This window comes from Micromonospora sp. CA-246542 (assembly GCF_050942905.1).
Lineage (GTDB): Bacteria > Actinomycetota > Actinomycetes > Mycobacteriales > Micromonosporaceae > Micromonospora.
Genome location: NZ_CP192040.1, coordinates 4,749,366 through 4,770,621, shown reverse-complemented (window position 1 = coordinate 4,770,621; position 21,256 = coordinate 4,749,366). Strand labels below are relative to the sequence as shown.

The 21,256-nt window shown below is 67.1% G+C and carries 21 protein-coding genes and 1 pseudogene; 13 read left to right on the top strand and 9 right to left on the bottom strand.

Going from position 1 to position 21,256, the window contains the following annotated elements:
• Positions 1-17 precede the first annotated feature (17 nt).
• Positions 18-1,988, top strand: a complete 1,971-nt coding sequence (locus ACQP0N_RS22110; RefSeq protein WP_433113786.1) for an NAD-binding protein — start codon at positions 18-20, stop codon at positions 1,986-1,988.
• Positions 1,989-2,336: 348 nt separating this feature from the next.
• Entirely contained in the window at positions 2,337-2,513 is a 177-nt protein-coding gene (locus tag ACQP0N_RS22105; RefSeq protein WP_433113784.1) for a hypothetical protein, read from the top strand.
• Between the two features lie 222 nt (positions 2,514-2,735).
• On the opposite strand, the gene ACQP0N_RS22100 is transcribed toward ACQP0N_RS22105, so the two are convergent.
• Positions 2,736-3,053: a hypothetical protein gene (locus ACQP0N_RS22100; RefSeq protein WP_433113782.1), complete on the bottom strand. Its 318-nt coding sequence runs from the start codon at positions 3,051-3,053 to the stop codon at positions 2,736-2,738.
• A gap of 116 nt (positions 3,054-3,169) precedes the next feature.
• Between ACQP0N_RS22100 and ACQP0N_RS22095 the strand changes: the two genes are divergently transcribed.
• Entirely contained in the window at positions 3,170-3,505 is a 336-nt protein-coding gene (locus ACQP0N_RS22095; protein ID WP_433113780.1) for an STAS domain-containing protein, read from the top strand.
• A gap of 226 nt (positions 3,506-3,731) precedes the next feature.
• Here ACQP0N_RS22095 and ACQP0N_RS22090 read toward each other — a convergent pair whose 3' ends face one another.
• The gene (locus tag ACQP0N_RS22090; protein ID WP_433113778.1) at positions 3,732-4,175 is read right to left on the bottom strand and encodes an endonuclease/exonuclease/phosphatase family protein; all 444 of its coding nucleotides are present in this window, start codon (positions 4,173-4,175) and stop codon (positions 3,732-3,734) included.
• Between the two features lie 268 nt (positions 4,176-4,443).
• Complete coding sequence (locus ACQP0N_RS22085) at positions 4,444-4,986, bottom strand: TetR/AcrR family transcriptional regulator (RefSeq protein ID WP_433113777.1); 543 nt, start codon at positions 4,984-4,986, stop codon at positions 4,444-4,446.
• A gap of 177 nt (positions 4,987-5,163) precedes the next feature.
• On the opposite strand from ACQP0N_RS22085, the gene ACQP0N_RS22080 reads away from it, so the two are divergent.
• The 3 genes from ACQP0N_RS22080 (at position 5,164) to ACQP0N_RS22070 (ending at position 8,530) form a co-directional block, all read left to right on the top strand.
• Entirely contained in the window at positions 5,164-6,006 is an 843-nt protein-coding gene (locus ACQP0N_RS22080; protein ID WP_433113775.1) for an oxidoreductase, read from the top strand.
• 141 nt (positions 6,007-6,147) lie between these two features.
• A complete protein-coding gene (locus tag ACQP0N_RS22075) occupies positions 6,148-7,020 on the top strand; it encodes an SDR family oxidoreductase (RefSeq protein ID WP_433113773.1) in 873 nt (290 codons plus the stop codon).
• A gap of 154 nt (positions 7,021-7,174) precedes the next feature.
• Entirely contained in the window at positions 7,175-8,530 is a 1,356-nt protein-coding gene (locus ACQP0N_RS22070; RefSeq protein WP_433113771.1) for an aldehyde dehydrogenase, read from the top strand.
• 595 nt (positions 8,531-9,125) lie between these two features.
• Here ACQP0N_RS22070 and ACQP0N_RS22065 read toward each other — a convergent pair.
• Positions 9,126-9,680, bottom strand: coding sequence for a TetR/AcrR family transcriptional regulator (locus ACQP0N_RS22065; protein WP_433121740.1), 555 nt, complete (start codon positions 9,678-9,680; stop codon positions 9,126-9,128).
• A 100-nt stretch (positions 9,681-9,780) separates the two neighbouring features.
• Between ACQP0N_RS22065 and ACQP0N_RS22060 the strand changes: the two genes are divergently transcribed.
• A complete protein-coding gene (locus ACQP0N_RS22060) occupies positions 9,781-10,332 on the top strand; it encodes a hypothetical protein (protein WP_433113769.1) in 552 nt (183 codons plus the stop codon).
• Positions 10,333-10,833: 501 nt separating this feature from the next.
• Here ACQP0N_RS22060 and ACQP0N_RS22055 read toward each other — a convergent pair.
• A complete protein-coding gene (locus ACQP0N_RS22055; RefSeq protein ID WP_433113767.1) occupies positions 10,834-12,039 on the bottom strand; it encodes an FAD-dependent monooxygenase in 1,206 nt (401 codons plus the stop codon).
• 104 nt (positions 12,040-12,143) lie between these two features.
• On the opposite strand from ACQP0N_RS22055, the gene ACQP0N_RS22050 reads away from it, so the two are divergent.
• Positions 12,144-12,656 carry a MarR family winged helix-turn-helix transcriptional regulator gene (locus tag ACQP0N_RS22050; protein WP_433113765.1) on the top strand — a complete coding sequence of 171 codons (513 nt, stop codon included), beginning with the start codon at positions 12,144-12,146 and terminating at the stop codon, positions 12,654-12,656.
• A 25-nt stretch (positions 12,657-12,681) separates the two neighbouring features.
• On the opposite strand, the gene ACQP0N_RS22045 is transcribed toward ACQP0N_RS22050, so the two are convergent.
• Entirely contained in the window at positions 12,682-13,152 is a 471-nt protein-coding gene (locus ACQP0N_RS22045) for a hypothetical protein (protein WP_433113763.1), read from the bottom strand.
• 57 nt (positions 13,153-13,209) lie between these two features.
• Here ACQP0N_RS22045 and ACQP0N_RS22040 point away from each other — a divergent pair, with 57 nt between their 5' ends.
• Positions 13,210-13,962, top strand: a complete 753-nt coding sequence (locus ACQP0N_RS22040) for a GNAT family N-acetyltransferase (protein ID WP_433113762.1) — start codon at positions 13,210-13,212, stop codon at positions 13,960-13,962.
• 158 nt (positions 13,963-14,120) lie between these two features.
• Complete coding sequence (locus ACQP0N_RS22035; RefSeq protein WP_357128547.1) at positions 14,121-15,041, top strand: LysR family transcriptional regulator; 921 nt, start codon at positions 14,121-14,123, stop codon at positions 15,039-15,041.
• 42 nt (positions 15,042-15,083) lie between these two features.
• Here the strand turns inward: ACQP0N_RS22035 and ACQP0N_RS22030 are convergent.
• Positions 15,084-15,496 (bottom strand): annotated as a pseudogene (locus ACQP0N_RS22030) (hypothetical protein); the annotation flags it as partial.
• A gap of 149 nt (positions 15,497-15,645) precedes the next feature.
• On the opposite strand from ACQP0N_RS22030, the gene ACQP0N_RS22025 reads away from it, so the two are divergent.
• The 3 genes from ACQP0N_RS22025 to ACQP0N_RS22015 all read left to right on the top strand — a co-directional run bounded on the left by ACQP0N_RS22025 (position 15,646) and on the right by ACQP0N_RS22015 (position 19,246).
• Positions 15,646-16,155, top strand: a complete 510-nt coding sequence (locus tag ACQP0N_RS22025; RefSeq protein ID WP_357128550.1) for a SigE family RNA polymerase sigma factor — start codon at positions 15,646-15,648, stop codon at positions 16,153-16,155.
• 1,451 nt (positions 16,156-17,606) lie between these two features.
• Positions 17,607-18,110 (top strand): SigE family RNA polymerase sigma factor, encoded by a 504-nt coding sequence (locus ACQP0N_RS22020; RefSeq protein WP_433113759.1) that lies wholly within the window; start codon positions 17,607-17,609, stop codon positions 18,108-18,110.
• 17 nt (positions 18,111-18,127) lie between these two features.
• Positions 18,128-19,246, top strand: coding sequence for a hypothetical protein (locus ACQP0N_RS22015; RefSeq protein ID WP_433113757.1), 1,119 nt, complete (start codon positions 18,128-18,130; stop codon positions 19,244-19,246).
• Between the two features lie 179 nt (positions 19,247-19,425).
• Here ACQP0N_RS22015 and ACQP0N_RS22010 read toward each other — a convergent pair whose 3' ends face one another.
• The gene (locus tag ACQP0N_RS22010; protein ID WP_433113755.1) at positions 19,426-20,181 is read right to left on the bottom strand and encodes a GNAT family N-acetyltransferase; all 756 of its coding nucleotides are present in this window, start codon (positions 20,179-20,181) and stop codon (positions 19,426-19,428) included.
• A 45-nt stretch (positions 20,182-20,226) separates the two neighbouring features.
• A complete protein-coding gene (locus ACQP0N_RS22005; RefSeq protein WP_433113753.1) occupies positions 20,227-21,126 on the bottom strand; it encodes an LLM class flavin-dependent oxidoreductase in 900 nt (299 codons plus the stop codon).
• Between the last annotated feature and the right edge of the window lie 130 nt (positions 21,127-21,256).

Sequence of the window (21,256 nt, the reverse complement as noted above, 5' to 3'; positions counted from 1 at the left end):
GATTCCTCCTGTAGTGCGTGACCACCGTGGTCGTGTGTCGCTGCCCGCATCACGGCTGGCGCTGTTGGCATCTCGAGCCGCACTGCCCGGCGATCATGTTGCCTGGGGAAGGAGTTGCTACTTGGGCTGAGAAGGAATCGAGGGCTGAGGCTGGGGAACCCGGTCCACGTGGGACTCCGGTTTACCCTTTGACTGTGTCCGAAGACACCAGGCAGAGGGCCACCGCCGAGCCGGCACGGCAGCGGTTCGTGGTGTGCGGGGACGGCGCGGTGGCTCGTCGTCTGACCACCGAGCTGGCAGACCGCTACGGTGTCGCGGTCACTGTGGTACTACCGGTGAGCGACAACCACGCACCTGACCTTGCCGACGTCGCCGCGGAGTTCACAACGGCGGAGGGACAGCCGGAGATCATGACTGCCCGGCGCCTGACGGGGGAGGTGCTCGATCAGGCTGGGGTCCGGGAGGCCGCCGCCGTAGCGTTCGTCGGTGTCGACGATGTGGTAAACGTGGATGCCGCCATGATCACCCGGGAGTTGGCTCCGGAGGTCCGGCTCGTGGTGCGACTCTTCAACCCCGTGCTCGGCGAGGGCGTTGCCGCGATGCTCGGGGATTGCGCCGTGCTCTCCGGATCGGAGATTGCCGCACCGGCGTTCGTCGCCGCCACGCTCGGAGACGCCACGCCGACGTATCTGCGGCTGCCCGAGGGCGAGCTTCTGCGTACCGCGATGCGCAGTGACGTCGACCCGGCCGAGGCGGATGTGGTGTGCGGCCTGGCCCGCACGACCGACCCTGAGCCGGTTGTCCTTCCGGCGGATCAGGATTCGGCCGACCTGGTATTGATTCGCGCCTACGGGCGGCCCCGCGTGCAGCCTCCGCGACGCCGGCCGCGCCTGTTCCGGGCCCTCGGACTGGTGTTCAGCCGCAATCTGCGGCTGGCGTTGGCCGGCACGGCCGCGTTGCTCACCGCCGCCAGCGCCCTGCTGGCGTACACCCGCGGTGTGAACCTCGCGGAGGCCTTCTACCTGGCGCTGTTGACCACGATGGGAGGCGCCGAGGCGGACTCGGCCGCACCGCTCACCGAAAAGGTGACCGCGGTGGTGCTGGTGACTACCGGGGTGGCGCTCCTTCCGACCGTCACCGCCCTGGTGGTGGACTCGCTGGTGCGTGCCCGGCTCGCGGTCGCCGCCGGCGGCATGATCGAGTCGATAGATGACCACGTCGTCCTCGTGGGGCTCGGCAACATCGGCACCCGGGTGCTCGAGGAACTGCACGCCTTCGGCATCCCCGTCGTCGCCGTCGACCGGACGGAGTCCGCGCGCGGCATCGGTGTCGCCCGTGAACTGGGCCTACCGGTGATCGTCGGCGACGCGACCCGCCTCGAGACATTACGAGCCGCCTCCGTACACACCTGCCGGGCCTTGGTGGTACTGACCGCCGACGACGTCACCAACCTGGAGACCGCCCTGTCCGGGCGGTCGGTACACGAGGTGGACCAGGCCCGGTCGGAAGCAACCAGAGCCCCGTTGCGGGTGGTGCTGCGGCTGTTCGACGACGGCTTTGCGAAGCGCACGCAGCGCATTCTGGGTATCAACGAGTCACGCAGCGTATCGTCCTTGGCGGCACCGGCGTTCGCGGCCGCCATGATGGGCCGGCAGGTCATCGACACCATCTCGGTCGGGCGCCGGGTGCTGCTGGTGGCCGAACTTCCGGTCGGCGCCGGGTCCGAACTTGAGGGCCGGTACTACGGCGATGTCACCCGGCCCGGCGGAGTGTGGGTGATCGCGATGCGGACCGGGCGAGCGGGGCAGACCATCTGGTCGTTGCCGGAACGCCGGCCACTGGTCCGCACCGACCGGTTGATCGTGCTGGCCACGCGCGCCGGTCTCGCCGCGCTGCTGCCTCGCACCGTACCCAGCCCCGACGCCAAACCATTGGCCGACGTATCGCCCCTGCGTCTGCTCGCGCCCGCACCACGAGATGGCGGCTGAAAGGGTTCGTGTTACGCCGCGTCGTCGCTGCGGACGTGAACCGCCTCGCCGTCGCTAGGTAGACACAGGCGTCATGGACGCAAGCGAAAGCTTCGCTGGTCCACGTCCGCAGGCCGCTGTCGACGCGTCCCGATCTGGCGTTGCAGGGCGACCTCCGGGACGACATGCCGCCACTGGCTTGCGGGTCTGGTCATCGCGCACCTCGCATGTCGTCAGGTGTCTCTGCGGGCGGTGCTCCGGACGTCGACGCGACATTCGGTTGTTCGCGCAACGTTCACCATCGCGCACCTGCCCCAGCGCGCTACTGCTGTGACGTTGATAAGAATCAATTAGCCAACGTCCGGTTTGGTGCCCATGATCCTTATGGTGGTCCTCACGCTGGCGCTGCTTGGCGGGACAACGTGGACGGCGCTGCAGCAACCACTGGCCCGTAATCCCACGTTCCACCACCGGCTAACCGGGGTGCTTCTGGCGCTGAGCCTGACGGCAGTCGCGGGGCTGGTTGTGGCCGGGTTCGTGGCCTGACCGTGCCCGGACGAACATTCGCGCCTACGGATCAACCGACAGCCGCACAGCCCTAACCTGACGACTCGGGAAACATCAGCTGACGCAAGGGGTTGCGATGGCCGGCGCCACGGTCCACGTCGACACCAGCTCGGACGGCACGTCGCGCCGGACGTTACGTAGCACGAACGCCTCGTCGGCCGGGTCCGTCACGTCGGTGAAGCCGTCGAACCTGCTGACGCTCTACCACTGGCGCGATGCGCGGCCCGGGCCTGGGAAGAGGCGTGAGTCGATCCGATACCAGGCGCGCGCCGGTCTGATCGACTCGTCGAAGGCTTGTGCGATCTCGCTGACCCAGCTCGCCCTGGGGCTATCACGCAGGGAAGCCTTCAGGGAGCGCTCAACGGTCCCACCGTCAGCCTTGCAGACATCGTCGTTGCGGATGTGAACCGTCTTGCCGTCTACGCGTAAATCCTCTGTGACCTGTTTCTCGGTCATGGCGACCAAGTGCGCGTCGACAGTGTTGCGGCTGAGCCTGACGGTGGCCGCCGCGTTGATCACGGCCGTGGTCGTGATCCAGCCGTGACCGGGTGAACATTCGGCCAGCGGATCGACTGCCTGTCTTCCAGCCCTTAACCTGACAACCCCGGAAACATCAGGTGACGGAAGGTAGCGCGATGGCCGGCGCCACGGTCGACGTCGACACCAGCTCGGACGGCACCCTTGTCATACGGCCACGCGGCCTGCTCGACGCCGACGACGCGGTCGACCTGCGCCACACTGTCGTGCGGGCCATCCGGCATGAGCGGCCGATGCGATTGGTCGTCGACCTGCGCGAGGTCTGCGGACTGGACCCCATCAACATCGGCACGTTCGCCGCCGCCTGTGATCTCGGCGATGACCAGCACGTCGCCGTCTTCCTGGACTACCCGTCGAGCGCCATCGCCAGACAGCTGGTGGCCGCGGGCGTACCCATCCATCGCCTGCGGCACATCGGCACCGGCCACGACTAGGCACATTCGACGTCACTGCGGTGCTCGACGCGTCTGCGCTCATGCCTCCTGGGTGCGTCGGGGATGACGCGAATCGGTATCAACCAGAGTGGCCAGCGGGGATGCCTTGTCCGTTCTACATCGTTGCCTCCGCGGATCGTTCTCATGCCCCGGGCGCTGGTTCAAACGTGGGACTGCCAGCAGCCGTCGCTGCCGCCAAGATGGAGGCGATCCGGCAGGTGGGTGCTCAGTTGACGCGGAACGTGGTGAGCACTGCGGCGTGGTCGGAGGACCAGGCGTTGGCGGACGGGTTGGACTGGGACGGGTTACCCGTCCATAGGGCATCGGAGGACAGGACGGTGAGCGGACCTCGGTAGTGGATGAAGTCGATGCGGTCCTGCGGCTCCGGATCGCCGCGGTGGGAGTCGTAGCCGTATCCGCCGGTGAAGGTCTTGTAGACCGGGGACCAGGTGTTGCCCGGATCCCGGGCCGGGTCGGGTCGGGCCTGGCGGTAGGAGTCGACCATGCCGGCGTTGGCGGGCGCCGTGGAGGTGGGCCAGGCGACGGCGCCGTAGCCGCAGCGGGAGTTCGTCGCCGTCCAGTCCAGGTGTGACGGGGCGTTGAAGTCCCCGGTGAGCAGGACCGGCGTGGTCGTGGATGCGGCTCGAAGCGCGGGTCGAACTACACGCAAACGCTCCCGACGAAGCCGGTGCACCGGGCCGGTGGAGCTCTCGCGGGTCACAGTGATGGCATCGAGCTGCGGCTGCGGCTGCGGCTGCGCCGTCGCCTTCGGCGCGATCCCAGGTCGTGTCGCCGCCGCAGGTGCGGCGCTGGCGATTGAGGAAGCGGCCCACCGCAACAACCAAGATCAGCCGTCAATGTGACACCGCCGACCCCTGGTGACGGAGAAGCGGGATCCCGGACCGAGGCCGAACTTCGGTGGCGGATCCCGGTTGTCACTACGGGCCGAGGCCGTTGAGGAAGGTCTCCACGACCAGGTCGGCCGCCCGTGGGGGAGCCGTTTCGGGGAAGTGATGGGCGGCGGTCTCCACCAGCTGGTCGAGGACCGCCCGCGCCCAGGCGGGAGAGGTGTCGGGGCGAAGGTAGCCCTCATCGGAAGCGCGTTGGAGGAAGTCATCCAGTCGCTGACTCTGCTGCTGACGTCGACTGTCGGCGGCGGGATCCGCGCGCATCATGCGGCGCGTGTCGACGGGCCAGTCACGGCTGACCGGAATGATCCCTTCCACGTAGCGGTGCAATGCGACCGCTACCGGCGCCTCCGTAAGCCGCGAGTCGTCGAGGACTCGCTCCGCAGAGTCGAGCTTGGCCTGGAAGACGGCGCTGAGCAGGGCTTCGCGATTGGCGAAGCGGCGGTGAACGGTGGTGCGGTCCACTCCCGCCGCGCTGGCTATGGCGGAGATCGAGGTGCTCGGGTCCTCCGCCAGCAGGCGGGCCCCGGTGCGCAGGACGGCAGCGAGGTTGCGGGCGGCGTCAGCTCTCATGATAGCTCCAAGCGTAACAGTGGTAGTAGATAACCTCACGATCATCCTCACCGAGGAGCTGCTCTGGTCAGTTAGTGCTACAGTCAAGTCGCGGTTAAGTGAGAATCTGCTACGCGCATCTCGTGGCATAGGCAGGCTGAATCCGAGTGGGTTCAGTTCTAGACAGAAGGAGGTGCCATGGCACGGACATGGCTGATCACCGGCGGTTCCCAGGGTCTCGGGAAGGCCCTGACCCTGGCGGCACTCGGGGCAGGCGATCGAGTTGCGGTGACCTCGCGCAACCCACATTCGCTGACGGACCTGACTCGGGAGCACCCGGAGCGACTCCTGACCCTGCTGCTGGACGTCACCTCGCCTGAGGCGTGCCGCAAAGCGGTCGCGGCGGCCGTCGACCGATTCGGCTCCCTCGACGTGGTGATCAACAATGCCGGTTACGCCGCCAGCAGTTCGGTGGAGGACTTCCCGGAGGATGAGTTCCGGGCACAGGTCGACGCAAACCTGTACGGAACCGTCAACGTGACCCGGGCGGCGCTGCCCGTCCTGCGCCGCCAGCGCGCCGGACACATCGTGCAGATCTCGTCTATCGGCGGGCGGGTCGGCGGCACCCCAGGCCTCAGCGCCTACCAGACGGCCAAATTCGGCGTCGAGGGCTTCTCCGAGGTGCTGGCGAACGAGGTCGCCCCGCTGGGCATCAAGGTGACGATCGTCGAGCCGGGCGGCATCCGTACCGGTTGGGCCGCCGGGGCCGCGACCGCCTCCGGCCAGCTCAGCGAGGGCTACGAGCAGACCGTCGGCGCGTGGTTGGAACGGTTCGCGACCTACGCCGGCAACGAGCCTGGTGACCCGGCCCGGATGGCAAAGGCGATCGTCGACATCCTCGACGTGCCGGAGCCCCCGCGCCGACTGCTGCTCGGCAGTGACGCCCTGGAGATCGCGTTGAAATCGGGCGACGAGCGCAACACGGAGGCCCGGACGTGGGCCGAGGTCAGTCGTTCCACGGACCACCCGGTCAAGTCCTGACCGCCGGAGCCCGGCGACCTACGGACTGTTCGTGGCCGAGCATGCGCTCAGGCCGCTTGTCGCGGCTCGGTGTGGAGGGCGCAGCCGTGCCCCGAAATTCCGTGAAAGTGTGGGTGAGACGCAATGACAAAGACACTCTTGGTGACCGGAGCGGGCGGAGGCCTCGGTCGGCACCTGGTCGATGCCGGGCTGCAGGCCGGGCACAACGTGCTTGCGACGGATTTGACCACCGACGTCCTGCCGGTGCCCGACCAACAGCAGGACCGGTTGCGCGTACTCGCCGTCGACGTGACCTCCAGCGCTGACGCACAGACGGCGGTTCAGTACGCGGTCAGCGAGTTCGGCCGCCTCGACGTGCTGGTGAACAGCGCCGGATACCGCAGCGTCGGCTCGATTGAAGACATGCCGGAGGACGAGTTTCGCCGGATCGTCGAGATCAATTTCTTCGGTGCGGTCAACATGGTGCGGGCCGCCCTACCGGTGTTACGCCCACAGCGCTCCGGCAGCATCGTGAACGTCTCGACGATTGGCGGCCGACGCGCCCAGGCCGGCCTGGCGGCATATCAGGCGGCCAAGTGGGCGCTGGGCGGTTTCACGGAGATCCTCGCACGCGAGGTGGAGACGATCGGCATCCACGCCACCCTGGTCGAGCCGGGCGGCATTCGGACGCCGTGGGCGGCTGCCCCGATGTCCGTGCCGCCCATGCAGGACGAGTACGACGAGACAGTTGGCACCTTCGTACGGACGTACCGTGACAATCCGGACGTGCGGCGCGGCGATCCAGCAAAAATGGCGCGGGTGATCCTGCGGATCACGGAGGAGCCGCAGCCGCCGGCGCGGCTCCTCCTGGGCTCGGACGCGGCGTGGCTCGCGCCATTGATCGCCGAGGCCCGGGCCACGGAGGACGCCGCGTGGCGCGAGGTGAGCCAATCCACGGATCTCGACGGTCTCGGCGACTTCACCGAGACCTCGGTCGCCAAGATGGTCCGCCCCCCAACTTTCCCAATCAGCTAGGGCGCACGCCCCACCGCGCCTGACGCCCGATTTCCCTCCCCTCACTAGAAAGACGTGACCGATGATTGTTCGCGACAAGCTCTACATCGGCGGTACCTGGATGACGCCCAGCAGTTCGAAGCTGCTGGAGATCCGCTCCCCGCACGACCAGTCCGTGCTCGGCCAGGTGGCCCAGGCCGCCAACGCCGATGTGGACGCGGCTGTCGCCGCCGCCCGCACGGCGTTCGACAACGGGCCGTGGCCGCATACGATCCCGGAGGAGCGCCAAGAGGTCATCCGCCGCTACGACGCGTTGCGCGCCGCGCGGGCCGACGAGATTGCGGCAGCGATCTCGGCCGAGAACGGATCGGCCGGCTGGTTCACGAAGGCCGGCCAGCCTTTCCTGACCCGGCAGGTCAACGCCTACCTCAAGGCGGCCGAGGAGTTCGGCTGGGAAGAGGTCGTCGAGCCCTCCGACCCCACGGTGGCTTTCGACACCATCGTTCGGCGCGAGGCGATCGGCGTGGTCGCCGCGGTCATCCCGTGGAACTCGCCGTTCTCCGCCGCCACCGCCAAGCTGGTCCCCGCGCTGCTGGCCGGCAACACCGTGGTACTGAAAGTCTCCCCGGAGAACTCGCTGAGCATGATGCTGCTTGCCGACCTCTGGCACGAGGCCGGCCTCCCCGATGGCGTGCTCAGCATTCTCCCGGCGGACCGGGAGACCAGCGAATACCTCGTCTCGCACCCGGACGTTGACAAGATCTCGTTCACTGGGTCGACCCGGGCCGGCCGTCGTATCGCCTCGATCGCCGGGGAGCACCTCAAGCGGGTTGGCCTGGAGTTGGGCGGCAAGTCCGCCGCCATCATCCTGGCCGACGCCGACCTGCCCGCCGTGATGCAGGGGCTGCGCTTCGGTTCCCTGGGCAACAACGGCGAGGCCTGCATCCTGCAGACCCGGATCCTGGCGCCGCGCAGCCGCTACGACGAGGTCGTCGCGGCGCTGAAGGAAATGGTGGAGTCGCTGAAGGTCGGAGATCCGTCAGAGCCGGACACCTTCGTCGGCCCGATGATCCGGCCGGACCAGCAGCACCGCGTGATCGACTACATCAAGCTGGGTATCGCGGAAGGCGCCCGCCTGGTGACCGGTGGCCCCGAGGTGCCCCAGGGCCTGGAGCAGGGCAACTACGTCACCCCGACCGTCTTCGCCGATGTCACCAACAACATGCGCATCGCGCAGGAGGAGATTTTCGGCCCGGTCCTGGCCGTGATCGCCTACGACGACGAGGACGAGGCAGTGCGGATAGCCAACGACTCCGACTACGGTCTCTCCGGCGGAATCTGGACGACGAGCCCCGAGCGGGCACTGGACATGGCCCGCCGACTGCGCACCGGCACTGTCACATTGAACGGCTCGCCGATTAGCTTCGATGGCCCGTTCGGCGGCTACAAGGCCAGCGGCCTCGGTCGCGAGTACGGCCAGGTCGGCCTGACCGGCTACATCGAGCACAAGACGGTCACCCGCCTGCGGTGACAGCCGGCGGCGGGCTTTGAATCGCTGGTGCGCCCCGGTCCCCGCCGGCCGCATCCGTGGCGCTCACCACCTGCGCCCCCGCTCGGCCGCAGGCAAGGTGCCCCAACTCCTCGCGACTTTCGTCGGGCAGGTAATCCAGTGCCAGGCCCCGGAGGAGATAGCCCAGCGGCGGCGCGCAGGTCTCCTTCGAGGATCAAGCCGTACGTCTCTTCACCGTAATGTTTCGGCAAAATCTTGATTTTCGTGAGCTTCAGGCGCAGACAACAGACGTCACAGTGAGCCAAGGGTGGCGACCTCCCGTGTCGGACGCTCTCGGCACCGATCCGCGTTCAGACGGGATTTGCCACGGCATTCGCTGTAACGCTTCAGGGCTGATGCGCGGGGGAACCATGAGCGGATGCTGCCCGAGGCCCGATCGAGGTCCCCTCTACTCAGGGACAACGCATGTTGAGTCATGTATGGAAAGTGTCGATTAGATTGCGCAGGGTCAAGTGGGGTGATGCTCTGCGTGAAGCAGGTGCGGGGTGACCTCGAGGCCTGCCCCTGCCTGGTATGCCAGCCTGCTCGTCAGGGCCTATGCCGTCGCCAGGACTGTCTACCCCAGCTCCGACAAGGCGGTCCGGCGACTCATCCGGATCAGACCCTCGCCCTGGCGGTGCGAGCGCAGATCTGCGCGTTGCGGGGTCAGGGCCTGACGCCCGGAGCGGCCGGCTACGGCGAGCGCGAGACGGTCGCCGAACGCCGCCGCGGCCAGCACCGCGACCTTGTGCAGCAACGCCTCGCGGCTGCGAACGTGCCCGTAGAGGCTGGCGTCGGCAACCCCGAAATGACGGGCGACGGCCGCGACCGTGAGGCGTTCCAGGCCCAGCGTGTCGGCCAGCTCGGCCGCGGCCTCGGAGACGCGCTCAGTCGTCAGACCCTGGACGATTACGGCGAGAAGGGTTGGAAGTCGTTCCAGGACTACCGGGTCATCGAAGGAGCCGCGTCGACCCGGGCGACCTGACGCCGTTCCGGGGGTCAAAGATCGGAACGATCGTCGCCGCCGGTTGCGCCGGTACGCAGCTGCTCGGTCTGCCGGGGGTTGGGCCGGCGGATCGCCCCCTTCGGCCGTTGGCCCGAGCCTTGCGGGCCGAACCGCAGACGTCCGCACCTGACCAGCCACAACCGCAGTCACCAACCCGACAGTTTGTAGCCCGGCGAACAAGATCCAACCAACATCAACAAGTTAGCAACCACGTGGGGAGTAGGCCTTGACCGACCCGTACCACACCCAGCAGCCGCAGCATTCCAACCAGCCGGAGGGCACCGGCTACCCGCCGCAGCAGTACCAGCCCGGCCAGGTCGGCGCCCATGATCCCGGGATCGGCTATCCCGGGCAGGCCGTGCCGCCGCAGCCGGCCAAGTCGAGCCGTAAGCCGCTCATCGTCGCCGCGCTCGCGTTCGCCGCCGTTCTCGTGCTCGGCGTCGGCGGCTACGTCGTCTACGACGGGCTCATTCGCGAGGACTCGGGGATCGCCGCCTGCAAGGCGATGGCCGACGGCAAGCAGATGGACGGCAAACCGAAGTCGGCGGATGACGACAAGTTGACGGAGGCCGAGTACCGGGAAGCGCGGAAGATTTTCGAGGATTCGCGGAAGCCGAAGATCCGGGAGCACGGGACGGCGCTGATCGACATTCTGTGGCAAGTGCAGGGCATGGAGGACGGCGGGGGTGCGTTGGCGCTGATCGGGCCGATGGGGACGCACGTGTCGGGGTTGCAGACGGCGTGTGCTGACGAGGGGTACATCGTGAAGCTCGACTAGCTGATTTTCGTGGTGGCCGGTCGTCTGGTCTCGGTGGTAGGGGCGGGCGGCTCTTTCGTTTCGTCCGAGCAAGGCTATGGGGAACGTGGTCAGGACGCGATCATGCTGAGGTCGACGGAGTCAGCCAGGGCACTCATCCCAGCGTCGGTGAGCAGAGGCGGCGCGACCCCACGGCCTGCCGGCCCTTGCACTGGCTGTCGGGCGTGGTGGTCGCGGCTTACGCCGTACCCACGCTGGCAGGTGGACTGGGCGAGCGGCCGGCGCGGTCGATGACGGCGGCGCTGCTCGGAGGCCGCGCATGGCGATGCGCGGCCCGGTGCTGCCGATCTGGAGCTGCGGCGGCTGCGATGCACCCTGGCCCCACACGGCAGCGCGAGCTGCGAACCGAGTTCGACGACGCTCCGATACCGCTGGCTCTTTGCCTAGCAAGTGCAGCAACCGTGCCAGCCGAACCGGCCCGAGACGCGCGTCAGCAGACCGTCTGACCTCGCATCAAACGCCTTATGGACGCTGCTGATCGTCTATCGGTCGGTCGAAGTCGATGCGGTGGTCGTACAGCCAGGCAAACGCCTCAGGGGTGCTGAATTTCCTCACGAACAGGGGGAACGTCACGTCGCGCAGGACTCGACTCACGCCGGTGGCCGCCTTGCTGCGGTTGACCTGCTTGGCTCCCGCCAGCACCTTGCTGACTCGGTTGGCGCGCAACCGTTGGTACGCGTGGAACGCCGCAGGCGGATCGTCTCGATCTCGCAGACAGCGGGCCAGTTGCACGGCGTCCTCGAAGGCCATCGACGCGCCTTGGCCGGAGCTGGGTGAGCTCACGTGTGCGGCGTCACCGATCAGGACGACGCGTCCGCGGTGCCACCGCTTCGGGGCATCCATGTCGTGCATGGGAAACCACGTGTAGTCCGGCGGTGTCGCGCGGATGAGCTGCGCGGCCGGCGACCTGTCCCCGGCGAAGACTTGCAGCAATCGCTGTTGCCATTGCGCGCCGGAAGTCGCGGCAAGGTCGGCTGCGGTGGGTTCGTCGGCCCGGGGCAGATTGGCGAACCACCAGACGCTGCCGTCCGGACTGGCCATGGAGGCGAAGAACGCCCGCCTGCCGAAGACCATATTCATCACACCGGGATCGGACTGCGGTGTGGCGATGCGGGCGATCCCGCCCGTGCCGACGAGCCCGACGTATCGGGGTTGTGGTGCGTGCGGGTCGACAAAGTGCCGGGTCGTCGAGCCGATGCCGTCGGCGCCGATGAGCAGGTCGCCGACAGCTTCCGTGCCGTCGGTGAAAACTGCGGCGACCCGGTCACCGCGTTGTCCGATGTGGGCCAGGCGCTTGCCGTGGTGGATGGGCACGCCACGGCGGAGGGCCTCCTGACGCAGCGCGGCGTACAGGTCGTAGCGGCCGATGACGATGGGGAGTGTCCCGTCGGGCAGTGGAGTGCCGGTGTGTCCTTCGCCAAGGCATCTGCCGTTGCCGAGCCACATGACGCCGCGGGGTACGGGAAATCCGGCGTCGCGGACGACTGTGTGCGCGTCGAGGGTGCGTAGCGCGTCGAGACCGTTGAGGGAGATGCCCATGCTGGCACCCACGTCGTGAGCCGTGGTGGCATACGCCTCGTAGACGCTGGCGTCGACTCCGACTTTTTGGAGTGCGATGGCGGCGGTGGGACCCGCGACACCGCCGCCGATGATCAGTGCGTGAGCCATGCCATCTCGTTCCTGTTCTAGGCTTTCGACGGGTGTCATCCCACTCAGCAAGTAGCTTCTTCAAGAAGTAACTTCCTGAGGAAGCTATCCTGAAGGAGGTGAGCATGTCAACGGGGCACGAGGCGCTCGTTGCGGCTGCCTGGGTGGAGATCCCGCAGTTCGTCAGCGCCACCGCGCTGTTCCAGTCGGCGGTCGCCGACCAGCTCGGCGTACCGGTCAACGACCTGCACTGCCTCAACCTCGTCAGCGCGGGTCTTGCCGTCACACCCACTCAGCTCGCCGAACGGATGGGCATGACCACCGGCGCGGTGAGCAAGATGCTCGACCGGATGGAGGCGCAGCGCCTGGTCCGCCGCAAGCATGATCCGCACGACCGCCGCCGGATCACCGTGCACGCCAGGCCCGACCGGACCGACGAGCTGTCCGCGCTCTACCAGCCGATGGCCGCGTACCTGACCGAGCGCATCGCCGGGTTCACCGACGACCAACTGTGCCTGCTGACCGACTTCGCCCGTACCGGCCGCGAAGTGGCGCTGCGCGAGGCCACCCGGCTCCGTGAGGGTGGCAGGCCACATTCGACGCGGAAACGCCGGCGGTCGGATGGTCTAGCAAGCTGAACGTGCGAGGTGTCGCAGGTTTCGATCAGCAGACCTGGAGCGAACACCGCTCCGCTAAACGGCGTTGCTGCTGTGCGGACGCCGTGCGCGAAGGAACGCGGTGGCCATCGTGCGGCGTGCCGGCCGCGGCCAGGGCGGTCATGTACGTGTCGAGACGTTCGCGTTCGTCGTCGGTCAGGGCCGCGGCGGTCGCTTCGCCGTACGTGGGGACCAAGGGGTTGGGTGCCACGCGCTTGAGTGTCTCCCAGTCCTCGATGGGGTCGGCGGGCACGTCGACCTGGGCGCGGTAGTCCACTACCCAGTCAGCAGCGGCGCACCCGGCGTAAAGATCACAAATCGCGGAGTCTGGTGGCGGCTCCGAAAGGGTGCCGTCCGTCAGGTCGGGGCGCGTCCCGCAGATCAGTGAGGCCAACAACCTGGACGAACCTTGCTGGTTGGCGAGAAGAAAGGCCAGGTGACTGAGGTGCGGCTGTAATGCACATCGTGCAGCCAGCACTTCAAGATTCCTGGCCCAGCAATCGAACTTGTGGCAGCCGGATCGAGTCTTGAGGGCATGACAACCCAATCGATTCACGACTTGGAGCCGCAGCTCGCCGCCAACCGCCGGTACTGGTGCGGTTGGGCGGGTGCGCCATCTGACACCGACCTGCCGACCTATCGCACGGACATTCAGCACGTCCTGCTCAACGGAGTGCTACGCACCCGAAATCAGCCGCTCGACGCCGCGATCGCTGGGGCGAAGCAGCACTTGACCGGCTCGAGGTGGGGTTGGTGGGTGGGGGCGGACAGCGATGAGGGCACGGCCGAGGGACTGATTGCCCGCGGCGCCGAGCAGATCGGCGACATGCCGGTCATGGCGGTGGACGTGACGACCGTAGCGCAGACCGAGGCTCCGGCCGGCCTGGAGATCCGGACCGTCGTCGACCGGGCGGAGATGCAGGAGTACGTCGAGGCATACGCGGGACCGCTCGGCTTCTCCGGCGACCTTGGTGTCGTCGTCGACCGGGAGTTGGATTTCGCATTCCTGGACGTGGTCCGGCTTGCTGGCATCGTCGACGGCAAGACCGTCGGCACGTGCACGCTATCGCTCGGCACCGATGTCGGGGCCCTCTACTGCGTTGCGACCGACCCTGGCTTCCGCCGTCGCGGCATCGCGACCGCTCTCACCCAGGAGGCGCTGCGGATCACCCGCGGCTCCGGCCGGCGCATCGCCACACTTCAGGCGAGCAAAGAGGGCGAGCGGGTGTACCGGAAGATCGGCTTCGAGACGGTGACGCGTTACCGTCTCTTCAGACTCTCGGAGTAACCGTCTTCACGCATTCGTGTATCTAGCATGTGGGTGCCAAACGTGTTGGACGGATCACTGAATCGAGACGGGTCTGCGGGTAGATTCGTCGTCGATTGCATCTCCGCGCTCCATGGACGGGATGCTCGTACAGTCATCGCAGATCGGGGGTTGGGTGCATGGAGTTGCGTCAACTGCGCCACTTCGTAGCATTGGCCGAGGAGGGCGCTGTCACCCAGGCTGCCGTTCGGGAAAGGATCGTCCAGTCCGGCCTGTCGAACTCCATCCATGCTCTTGAACGCAGCGTGGGCTCGCTGCTGTACGTACGGGGTACGCGCCCGGTCCGTCTTACTGACGCAGGCGCGGCGCTGCTCGGGCCGGCACGACGGATTTTGTCGGCGGCTCACGACGCTCGCGCCCTTGTCCGGGACACGAGCGCGGTGCTGACCGGATCCTTGCGAGTTGGCGCGATGCAGTCTGCCGAATACCTGGTTCCGCTGGCGGCTTCGTTGGCAGGTTTCGCTCATATGTATCCCGGCGTCGACGTGCGCGTCACCCAGGACTCCGCGCTCAACATGGTGCGGCAGGTCGAGGAGGGTCGATTGAATTGTGCGGTGGTCCCATCCCTGCCGGGAAGGGAGACCTCTGTGCGGCTGATCGATCTCGTCGCTGAGCCGCTGATGCTGATTTGCCGGAACGACCATCCCCTTGCCGCAATGGGCGAGATCAGTCTGCGGGATCTGACTGAGGAGTGGTTCGTAGAAGTTCACGAGGGATGGTCCGCACGCCTTGTGAACGACGCCGCGTTCGCCGCCCAGGGCCTGCAACGGCGGATTCGCTGCGAGGTCAATGAGTGGGTGCTTCTCATCGAGTTGGTGGCAGCAGGGTTGGGCATTGGGTTTGCGCCGGTGGGCGTCGCTCTCTCCGCACTTTCCCGCCCGGACGGCGTTCTGCTCCGTCGTGAAGTTCGTGATCACCATCCGTCCAGGAACTTACAGCTGGCGTTGCCTCGCGGCGAGGAGCTATCGGCGGCAGCTCGGGCCTTCGCCGAACACCTTCAGGAGGCCACCGCCGAGCAGCGCGGATTCCCGGTCGGCTAGTAATCACACGCCGGTGACCCGGGCCGATCGGCGACGGACGTCGTTCATCCACGAGTTCGTGCGCTCGACTACCCACCGCTTGCCGATTTGGATCGGGGCGGGCACGCCCTCGTGGGCGGTGTCGGCGTCGAAGCCTATCTCGTAGAGCAGCTCACGGGTGCGGTTGCTGTCGTAAGCGCGATCTAGGTGGGCCGTGACCTGCTCGGGCCAGTGATGGCGGAGTTGGCGCCGCACGCTTCGACGGTGTCGCGCAGCGGTGGCGGGTCGTGCCGGTTGGCCGCAGCGCCGGTTCAGCGCCTCATGCCGCCCTTGCTGCGGTCGACCGCCGGATCGTCCGGTCCGAACAGTCAGCCGACGCGACGCGTCCATAGCCGGATCACATGCACCAAAGCGGCTACGACGTGCTCGAACACGACCCGGTCCGGGATCCGTCGACGGTAACAGCCCAGCGGATGGGCCCCCGCGGCGCGCAGCAGCACCTGCGTCCGCTGCACCAGCCGATGCTCGACCGTACGCGGCGTGGCAAGAGATTGTGCCCGGCGGGTGGATAGCTGAACCGGTCTCCGGCGTCTTTATACGTGACAACAATTGACTGGGGGGGTTGGTGAACGAGGACGACCGGGCGCAGCTGGCTGAGTTCGTGACCAGCCGGACACCGGCGCTGATACGGGTCGCGTATCTGCTCACGGGCGATCGACACGCGGCCGAAGACCTGTTCCAGTCAGCGCTGGCCAAGACCATCCCGAAGTGGCAGACGCTACGCAACGCCGACCCGGAGGGCTACCTACGAGCGGTGATGTACCGGGAGCAGGTCAGCTGGTGGCGGCGGCTGCGCCATCGTCGGGAGTCCATGCTCAGCGGCGCGGTAGAGCCAGTCGAGCCCGATCCGAACGGCGGCACCGACGTCCGCCTGGCGATGCGCGCGGCGCTGCGGCTGCTGCCGCCGGCGCAGCGCACGGTGCTGGTCCTGCGCTACTACGAGGACCTGACCGAGACCCAGGTAGCCGAGGCGCTGGGCTGCTCCACTGGGACGGTACGCAGCCGGACCCACCGCGCGGTCACGCGGCTGCGCGAGCTCCTGCCGGACGTCGAACTCCTGGAGGTACGGCGATGAGCACGCATCTCGAACATCTCATCCGCACCACCCTCTCCGATCTCGCCGAGGAGGCACTCATCATGAACAACCATCTGCCTCGTGCCGAGCAACGGCTCCGACACCGCCGACGCAGCGCGATCATGCTTAGCGGGGCGGGCGTGCTGGCCGCGATCCTGCTCGGCGCGCCGATCGCCGTAGCAGCGACCCAACACACCACCCCGCAGCCGTCCGCGCCAAGCGGACGGCTCCCCGAGACTGACCTGCCTACCAAGCCTGCCCCGGGGACTGACCTGCCTACCAAGCCTGCCCCGGGGACTGACCTGCCTACCAAGCCTGCCCCGGGGACTGACCTGCCTACCAAGCCTGCCCCGGGGACTGACCTGCCTACCAAGCCCGCCCGGTAACCGACAGCCCTCTTCTCATGTCTCAACCTGACGCCGTCGTCGCGGTGGCGTAACTGCCTAATCGGAGCGCAGTGGCCGTACATATCAGCAGATGACGACCACGATGGACCGAAAGCAGCGCTGACCGACCTCGGCCGGCGATCCCGCATCCTCAGCGGCGATCGCCGGCCGTTGTCGGATAAGAGCGACCGGCAATAGGTGTCACTTGAGTCGGCGGGTGGTGGACCTGGTGTCCCAGCGGTAGAGGGTTCGTGCCCGTTGGATGAGATGACGTACGGTGATGATCGCTGCGGTGCCAGGTAGGGGTAAGAGTCAATGATCGCAGCGTTGCGGTCGGTGCAGCGGCGGATCTTGCCGAATTCGTTCATCCACGAGTTTGTCCGCTCTACCATCCAGCGTTTGCCAACTTGGATGGGTGTGGGCATGCCCTTGCGAGCGATCTGCGCGTCGAAGCCGATCTCGTCGAGCAGGCGGGTGTGCTTGCTGTTGTAGCTGCGGTCGAGGTGGGCTGTGACCTGCTCAGGCCAATGATGGCGCAGCCGGGTGCCGCACACTTCGAAGGTGTCGCGCAGCAGCGGCGAGTCGTGCCGGTTGGCCGGGGCGCCGGTGACGCCGAGCGGGATGCCGTAGCCGTCAACGCCGGTGGAGCGTTTCATGCTGCCTTGGCGCGGTCGACCGGTGAGCGGCCGGCCCGGTCGCCGCAGCACGGCGCCTTGGTGATCGTGCCGTCGGCGCTGACGTCGGCCAAATCCAGGCCGATCATCCGGTCGTAGGCGCCTAGGGCCAGTTCATGGTGATCACGCCGGCTGAGTTGTCGGGCGGGCTCCGTAGTCGCGCAGGAGCCGGCGGTGGCATATGAGCCGGCCCAATGTGCGCTCGACGGCCCATCGGTGCTTGACCACGCTGAACCCTTGATAGGCGAGTCCGCAACAACCGTTGCATCCCGTCTGGCGGCATATCGCAGCGCCGGTGCCGGCCGGTGAGTGCAAAAAAGATTTCCGGGCGAACGGGCAACCTGGACGGCCACTGCTGCCGTCTGTAGCGCGGACGGAAGGAGCCACGCGAGTGCACAAGGACGACGAGGAAGAATTCCGCGAGTTCGTCACTTCCCGGATGGAGTCGTTACGCGGCTTGGCCTACCTCACCTGCGGTGACTGGCAGCTTGCGGAGGACGCGGTCTCGACCGTGTTGGCCAAGCTCTATACGCGCTGGTCGCGGGTCGTAATGCTCTACTCCTACGCCCGGCGGATGGTCGTCAACGCCGCGATCGACGAGACGCGGCGCCCCTGGCGGCGGGAGCGCTCGACCAGTCCCGAACTGCTCGATGGGCCGACACCCGGCGAGCAGGGCCGAGCGGACGAGCTGACGCACGTACGGGACGCGCTGCGGGAGGTGCCGCCGGGCCAGCGCGCGGTACTGGTGTTGCGGTTCTACGAGGGACTCAGCGTGGATGAGACGGCCGAGGTGCTGGGACGCCGCAGAGGCACGGTCAAGAGTCAGACCGCCAAGGGCCTTGGTGCACTGCGGACCGCGCTGTCGGCAGACCAGTTGGAAGTCACGATCAGGTAGAACGGAGCGATACAACAATGAGCGATATTCGTCGCCTACTGGAACTGGCGAAGTCGGATCCGCCGCCGACGCGAATGACCGTGGACAACGTCGTCACCGCCGGTCGGCAGCGTGCCCGGCGCAGGTTCGTCATCCGGTCTACCGGCGTGGCGGGAGGCGTGGCAGCCGTTGTCAGCGCCGCACTGATCGTCACATCGAGTGCGCCGCAGCCGGACAGTGCGGCCACCGTGGGCGGACCGGCAGCGGTGGCTGAGGCGAGCAGCACGGCGTCTGCCAGGTCCCCCGAGTTCACCGCGACTGTCAGCGGGTACAAGTTTGGCGACTTCGAGGTGACCGCGCCGCAGCAGGTCACCCTCGGCTATCAGCGGTCGGTGATCCGGCGCTCCAACATCGACGTGGGGGACGGGCAACGGATCACCGTTGATGCCGGCGCCCTTACCGTCTACCAGCCTGGCGTGTTCCAGCCGGATCGCTACCGCGCCGGAACGACGGTCCGGATCGGTGGCCGGGACGGCTACGAAACCACGCTGGCGGCCACGATTCACGTCGGGGGGCCGGACATCGAATCGCACACGAATCCGAAGGCGATGACCGTCCACCTGCCGGCCCTCGCCTGGCAGTACACCGACGGCGCCTGGGCCACCCTTGAGTCCAGCGATAACGAAGATCGGGGAGTACCCGCCGAGATCCTGCGACAGCTGGCGGAGCGGTTCACCACCAGCGGGCCGGCACCGGTGACGCTTCCCTTCCGGCTGACGTACCTCCCCAACGGCTGGCAGCTGGCCGCCGCAGGCCGCGGCCGGGCGTTGCTGGAAGGCGAAGTAGTGGCCGAGAGCTGGTACGCGAAGAAGGATGTCGCCTTCGACTCCCTGACCGAGCCGATTGACCTCGAGACGGGCAAGGTCCCAGCGATCTGGGTCACGGTGGAACCAAATGGCACCGAGGGACCGTACCGGCATCCCCTCGATCCGCCGTGCGGTCGGCAGTCTTGTGACATCAAGATTGACAGCAAGTACTACGCCCAAGTCTTCGACCCCTCCGGAACCCTGTCCGCCGCGGAGATCCGCCGGATTGCCGATGGCGTCCAGTTCGCCGCCCTGGCAAACCCAGGCACCTGGTATCCGGCTGCGCGCTGACCAGGCTGTTCATTAAGGGCCTCGAGCAACTCGCGGCCGCCGAGAGGGTGCCCGACCTCTTGGCGGCCGCGAGCTCCTCATGATTGAGCGCGAAGATCTCGGCGAGCCCCGTTCCGAGCTGTTCCCTGAGAAACGCCCTTGACCGGTGCGTCGCTGGATCGTTGACGGCTGCCCAGCAGCTACTGAGGAAACTGGAATAGACGGTAGCGCGTCACGGTCTCGAAGCCGATGCGCCGGTACACCGGCTCACCGTCGCTGCTCGCCTGCAAAGTAACGATGCGTCGCCCGGACTCACGGACGATCCGCAGCGACTCCAGGATGAGGGCTGTCGCGATTCCCCGGCGTCGGTAGTCGGCGTCGGTGGTGGTGCTGTAGAGGGCACCCACGCCGGTGCCGAGTGAGAGAGTGCAGGTGCCGACGGTCTTGCCGTCAATGACCGCGGCGAGTCGGACCACGTCGGGATAGGTGAAATCCAGCTCTCGGTCGACGCGTGCGTCGAGGGGGCCGTCCGGGAAGCCGAGCGGCCCGGCATACGCCCGTACGTACTCCTGCATCTCTTTTTTGCTGGTCACCGGGCGGATTCTCAGGTTGCGCGGTGTGTCGTAGGTGGCGACTTTGGTGACGTCGATCGCCATGACCGGCATGTCACTGCTCTGCGTGGCACCAAGCGCGAACAGTCCCTCGGCTGTGCCCACGTCGCTGTCGGCGCCGACCCACCAGCTCCATCGCGACCCAGCGAGCTGCCCCATGGCCTCTTCGACCGCGTCGTCGAGTGGCCGGTTGCGGACCCGTAGGACTCCGTTGAGCAGGCCTTGCGGGAGGCCCGTGCGATAGATCGGCAGGTCGGTGTCGGGCTCGCTGCCATCCCAGCCAGTCCAGTACCGGCGGTTTGCGGCGAGTTGCGGCTGCAGGTCATAGATCGAAGTTGTTGCCATACCATCAGGAGCCGGGTACGCGGAATCGGAGCGACTTCATCCAAGTCAGCCTTTGAGGACGGCGCGCGCGGCGGGCAGCACGTCGGTTTCGAACCGTCGTACCTGTTCATCGGTGTGCGTTTCCAGAATCAGGTTCACTCCGTCGTATCCATGCTCTCGGACGAACTCCACAATGATTGCAATCCAACCGTCGGCGGTCGCGCGGACGGGTTGGTTGCCCGGTCCGCTGCGAGGAGCGGCGGTGGTGGAGCTGCGGTCCACAATCGATCCGACCACTTGGATGATCCGCTGCACGTCTCGGGGATCGCGCCCAGATGCGACTGCCGCGGCGCTGATTCGATCCTGAGCAGCCGGCTTGCTCTCGAACGGCGTGCCGATTGGCGCGATCCACCCATCGGCCCGCCGCCCTGTGAGGTCGAGCATCCGGTTGCCCGCACCACCGATCAACAGCTTGATAGGGTGAGTCGGACGCGGCCCGGGGACGGCGTTCTGCAGCCGGTGAAATCTGCCGCCAGCCGTGACCGTCGCGGCAGTGCCCCAGACTGCCCGCATTACCTCGACCGCCTCGACGACGGCCTGGAATGCCTCTGCGGGACTGAGTTGCGGCCCGCCAAGGCTCTCGATTCGATCCCACTGGGTTCCCGCGCCGAGTCCTACTGCGAGCCTGCCGCCGGACAGGATGTCGAGCGTCGCGGCGGATTTGGCGAGCATCGCTGCCGGCCGTAGCGGCAGGTTAAAGACATTCGACACGAAATTGATGCGAGTCGTCGCGGATGCAAGGTAGCCGAGGAGTGCCACGATTTCCAGGCTGTCCGGCACGTAAGGATGGTCCATCAATGCGACCCAGTCGAAACCGGCCGCTTCGGCGGATAGCACCCGGTCGTGGATGGCCGACCGATCGGCGGGGGTCAGCGGCACGAATAGTCCGAGATGCACCTCACTCATCGTGCGGCCTGCTGCGATTGATGCGGCGACAACACGTGCGACCGGGATGTCGGCGGCTTTTCGTCCACGGTTCAGTCACTGGTTCTCCTTGAGTGAAGCGACGCTCCTGTCCTGCTGAACCCACAGCCTG